Source organism: Methylobacterium sp. J-088, assembly GCF_022829295.1.
Taxonomy (GTDB): domain Bacteria; phylum Pseudomonadota; class Alphaproteobacteria; order Rhizobiales; family Beijerinckiaceae; genus Methylobacterium.
On sequence record NZ_JAKSYH010000152.1, the window covers coordinates 1 to 4,300 of the forward strand.

At 68.0% G+C, this 4,300-nt stretch carries 4 protein-coding genes; 2 read left to right on the forward strand and 2 right to left on the reverse strand.

What is annotated here, in order from left to right; translation table 11 throughout:
- Positions 1–266: 266 nt before the first annotated feature.
- Together MKK63_RS16895 and MKK63_RS16900 are read right to left on the reverse strand one after the other, a co-directional pair.
- The gene (locus MKK63_RS16895; RefSeq protein ID WP_244003758.1) at positions 267–944 is read right to left on the reverse strand and encodes a DUF3578 domain-containing protein; all 678 of its coding nucleotides are present in this window, start codon (positions 942–944) and stop codon (positions 267–269) included.
- Positions 941–2,080, reverse strand: coding sequence for an anhydro-N-acetylmuramic acid kinase (locus tag MKK63_RS16900; RefSeq protein ID WP_244003760.1), 1,140 nt, complete (start codon positions 2,078–2,080; stop codon positions 941–943). The genes MKK63_RS16895 and MKK63_RS16900 overlap by 4 nt, the downstream gene beginning before the upstream one ends.
- Positions 2,081–2,203: 123 nt before the next feature.
- Here MKK63_RS16900 and tyrS point away from each other — a divergent pair, with 123 nt between their 5' ends.
- Both tyrS and MKK63_RS16910 read left to right on the forward strand, forming a co-directional pair.
- The gene (gene tyrS / locus MKK63_RS16905) at positions 2,204–3,475 is read left to right on the forward strand and encodes a tyrosine--tRNA ligase (RefSeq protein WP_244003762.1); all 1,272 of its coding nucleotides are present in this window, start codon (positions 2,204–2,206) and stop codon (positions 3,473–3,475) included.
- Complete coding sequence (locus MKK63_RS16910) at positions 3,472–4,158, forward strand: response regulator transcription factor (protein WP_244003763.1); 687 nt, start codon at positions 3,472–3,474, stop codon at positions 4,156–4,158. Before tyrS ends, MKK63_RS16910 begins: the two co-directional genes overlap by 4 nt.
- The last annotated feature ends 142 nt before the right edge of the window (positions 4,159–4,300 follow it).

Below are 4,300 nucleotides of genomic sequence, written 5' to 3' on the forward strand. Positions count from 1 at the left end.
ACCCTGTCAGCGCCTTGAAGGTGCGCGCGATCCTGAACTTTCTCGACCCTCACCCCAACCCTCTCCCGCACGGGAGAGGGGGCATGTCGCGCTTGCCACCCGTGTTGGCAGACGCGTGTCGTGTACCGTGGGCAAGCCAACACTTCATCTGCTTAGCTCTTTGTTATATCACAGGTTTTTGTCGAAAAACCGGTGGCCACTTTTGCGAAACCCGCTGAGCGCGGCTCAGCGGACATCTGTCGTCATGCTGAGCCGTGCGGCATCCTTCAGGAAGATCCGCCGCACGCGGGAGGGCTTCTGGTTCGGGAGCGCGAGCGTCGCATGCCCGGGACCGAGTATCGAGGTACGCCCTCCGGCGCGAGACCGCCGCGCGCCTTCAAGGCCCGATAGGCCGCGAGACCCGTCGCCAGATCGGCGCGCAGCCGCCGCTCGTCCCCGAGTTCGTCGCGCGTGTAGGTCAATCCAAGGATGTGGGCCGCCTCGTAGCCCTCGGGTAGCTCGCTGGTCGTGCCCAACGCGATGGATTGGTTGGGAAGCCGGTCGGCGAAGTCAGCGAGCCGCAGCCGGAGGCCGTCGCCGCTGGCGCGCAGGTGAGCGCCCGCGCCGCTCCCGTGCTCGCGGATCGCCGCCACGGTGCCCTGAACCAGCGACAGGTGCACGGCCTCGCGATGGGTCGGGAACAGGTAGACGAGGTAATAGCCCCGGGTGGCGCTCGTGGTGACGGCGGGATCGAACATTGCGATCCAGGGGACGGCTGCCCAGTGGCTTCCCCGCCCGGGGCTGCCCTTCACCAGGAACGGACCCTCGATCGGCGCCAGGGCCGCGCGCAACTCGTCCGGCGCGCCCCGCCGGATCAGGGCCGCGACAGGGTGTCCCGCCGGTGGGTCGAGACGGGCCAGCGGGTATTCGTCGATGATCCGGTGCAGCGCGTAGCCCAGGCTCACCGGTTCGGTCGGGCCAGGACGCCACCGGTCAAGGGCTCGCGCACGCCGGTGGTGGACGGCAGCGTGATCGGCAGGCCCCGCAGCGAGCGCACCGCCAGATACGCGAAGGCCTGCGCCTCCAGGTAGGCCGAGGACCAGCCGATCGCGTCGGCGGTCGTGATCTCGGCGCGCAGGTGGTAGTTCAGCAGCCGCACCAGCTCGCCGTTGCGCGCCCCGCCTCCGGCCACGATCCAGCGGGTGGGGATCTCGGGAGCGTGGTCCAGCGCGCGCGCCACCGCCCGGGCCGTGAAGGCGGTCAGCGTCGCGGCGCCGTCCTCGGTGGAGAGCTGGCCCGCGAGCTTGTGCGAGAACCAGTTCCGGTCGAGCGATTTCGGCGGCTTGCGGAAGAAGAACGGGTGCGTCAGCAGCCATGCAAGGAGCTGCTCGTCCGGTCGGCCCCGGGCGGCGGTGCGCCCGCCATCGTCGAGGTTCTTACCCTCGCGGTCCTGCATCCACTCGTCGATCAGGGCATTGCCCGGCCCGGTGTCGAAGGCGATCACGCCCCCCCTCGAATCGATCAGCGTCGCGTTGGCGACGCCGCCGATGTTGAGGATGCCGAACGGCCCGTCGAAGCCCGATGCCTCGGCCAGCGCCTTGTGGAACACCGGAACCAGCGGCGCCCCCTGCCCGCCCGCCTCAATGTCGGCCCGGCGCAGGTCGGAGATCACTGGAATGCCGAGACGTGTCGCCAGGGCCTGCCCGTCGCCGATCTGGATCGAGATGCGCTGGTCCGGCCGGTGGATCACGGTCTGGCCGTGGAAGCCGATCACGTCGATCTCGGAGGCTTTCAGGCCGTTCTCTTCCAGAAAGCGCTCCACGGCTTCAGCATGCGCCTGCGTGACGAAGGCCTCGGCCTCCGGAAGGCGGCCGGGCCGGTCCGCGGGATGGAGAACGGATTCGGCATCCTTGGTCGCCCCACGCAGGAGCGCTTTCTCGTCCTCGGCGTAGCCGCGGTATCCGGTCGGTCCCAACGGCTCCAGGAAATTGTTGTGGCCCTTGACGACGTGGACCCCCTCGCCGTCTGTCTCGATCAGGGCGATGTCGACGCCGTCCAGCGAGGTGCCGCTCATCAGTCCGATCGCGCGCATCATCGCCATGCCGCCCTGCCCCGTGCCTTTCGGCCAACGCCCTGCTAAGAGCGCGCCGTATCCTGAACCCAGCGCGAGCTAGCATGCGGGGCCTCGGCCTGTCGCGCCAGCATGCGACCCGAGATTGTACCAATGACCGCCGAGAGCTTCGCGCCGAAATCCGATTTCCTCCGGATCCTGACCGAGCGCGGCTACATCCACCAGACCTCCGATCTCGCGGGGATCGACGCGGCCGCGCTCGAAGGCCGGTTGACCACCTATGTCGGCTACGATTGCACGGCGCCCTCGCTCCATGTCGGGCATCTGCTGTCGATCATGATGCTGCACTGGCTGCAGGCCACCGGGGGCAAGCCGATCGCCCTGATGGGCGGGGGCACGACCCGGGTCGGCGACCCCTCCGGCCGCGACGAGACCCGCAAGATCCTGACCGTCGAGCAGATCGACGCCAACAAGGCCGAGATCCGCAAGACCTTCGACCGGTTCCTGCGCTTCGGCGCGGGCGCCAACGACGCCGTGATGGTCGACAACGCCGAGTGGCTGACCAAGCTCAATTACATTGAAATGCTGCGCGATGTCGGCCGCCATTTCTCGGTGAACCGCATGCTGTCGATGGACAGCGTGCGCCTGCGCCTGGACCGCGATCAGGAACTCTCGTTCCTGGAATTCAACTACATGATCCTGCAATCCTACGACTTCGTGGAATTGAACCGCCGCTATGGCTGCCTGATGCAGATGGGCGGCTCGGATCAGTGGGGCAACATCGTCAACGGTATCGATCTCGGCCGCCGCATGGGCACGCCGCAGCTCTACGCTTTGACCTGCCCGCTCCTGACCACATCGTCGGGCGCCAAGATGGGAAAGACCGCCGCGGGTGCCGTCTGGCTCAATCCGGACATGCTGAAGCCCTACGATTACTGGCAGTTCTGGCGGAACACCGAGGATGCCGACGTCGCCCGCTTCCTCAAGCTGTTCACCCTGCTGCCGATGGACGAGATCGCCCGGCTCGCAGCGCTCGCCGGATCCGAGATCAACGCCGCCAAGATGGTGCTGGCCACGGAGGCCACGGCGCTGATGCACGGCCGCGAGGTGGCCGAAGCGGCGGCCGAGACCGCGCGGAAGACCTTCGTAGAGGGCACGCTCGCGGCCGACCTGCCGTCCGTGATCGTTCCGGCGGCCGTTTTTGAGGCCGGACTCGGGGTGCTCACGGCCTTCGGGCCCGACATCGCGAAGCTGGTGCCCTCGACCAGCGAGGCCCGGCGCCAGATCAAGGGCGGGGGCCTGCGCGTCAACGACGTGCCGGTGTCGGACGAGAAGGCGATGCTCGGGCGGAGCGATCTGACGCGCGATGGCGTGATCAAGCTGTCCTTCGGCAAGAAGCGGCACGTGCTGCTGCGGGTGGAATGACCGCCTCGGCCAGCATTCTGGTCGTCGACGACGAGCCGCCGATCAGGCGCCTGCTCCGGACCGGCCTCGGCACGCAGGGCTACGCGATCGTCGAGGCCGGCGACGGTGCCGCAGCGCTCGCGAGCCTGGAGGCGGGTGGCATCGACCTCGTGATCCTCGATCTCGGGCTGCCCGACATGGCCGGCCATGCGCTGCTCGCGGCAATTCGCGAGCGCTGGCCGGATCTGCCGGTGCTGATCCTCTCGAGCCGCGACGACGAGCGTGGGAAGGTCGAGGCCCTGGATCTCGGGGCGGACGACTACGTGACCAAGCCGTTCGGCATGAACGAGTTGCTCGCGCGCATCCGCACCGCGCTCCGGCATCGGTTGGCCATGCAGGGCGAGCGGCCGGTGTTCCGCCTCGACGAGTTGTCGGTCGATCTCGTGCGCCGGATCGTTCGGGTTGGCGAGCGCGAGGTGAAGCTGTCGCCGCGGGAATACGAGTTCCTGCGGGTGCTGGTGCAGCATGCGGGCAAGGTTCTCACCCACGCCCAGCTCATGCGCCACGCGCCGGCCTCGTCGGATCCGCAGTATCTGCGCGTCTATATCCGCCAGCTGCGGCAGAAGCTTGAGCCCGACCCTGAGCGGCCGCGCTACCTGCTCACGGAAACCGGCGTCGGTTACCGACTGCGATCTCCGGACTAGAGCCGTGCCCGATCGCGTTGCACACGGTACACGACTCACAAGGCTGGGAGGCGTTTTGGGCATCGATTGGCCCAGAGGGTCGCTGCGCTTTGAGGGGCATTGAGGAGATCGCCGCGTAGGGCATCGAGGCCGGTGCGGAACC

Excerpts from the sequence above, each read along its gene's own strand:
- tyrS (WP_244003762.1), top strand. The coding sequence starts at position 2,204 with ATGACCGCCGAGAGCTTCGCGCCGAAATCCGATTTCCTCCGGATCCTG.
- MKK63_RS16900 (WP_244003760.1), bottom strand. The coding sequence starts at position 2,080 with ATGGCGATGATGCGCGCGATCGGACTGATGAGCGGCACCTCGCTGGAC.
- MKK63_RS16910 (WP_244003763.1), top strand. The coding sequence starts at position 3,472 with ATGACCGCCTCGGCCAGCATTCTGGTCGTCGACGACGAGCCGCCGATC.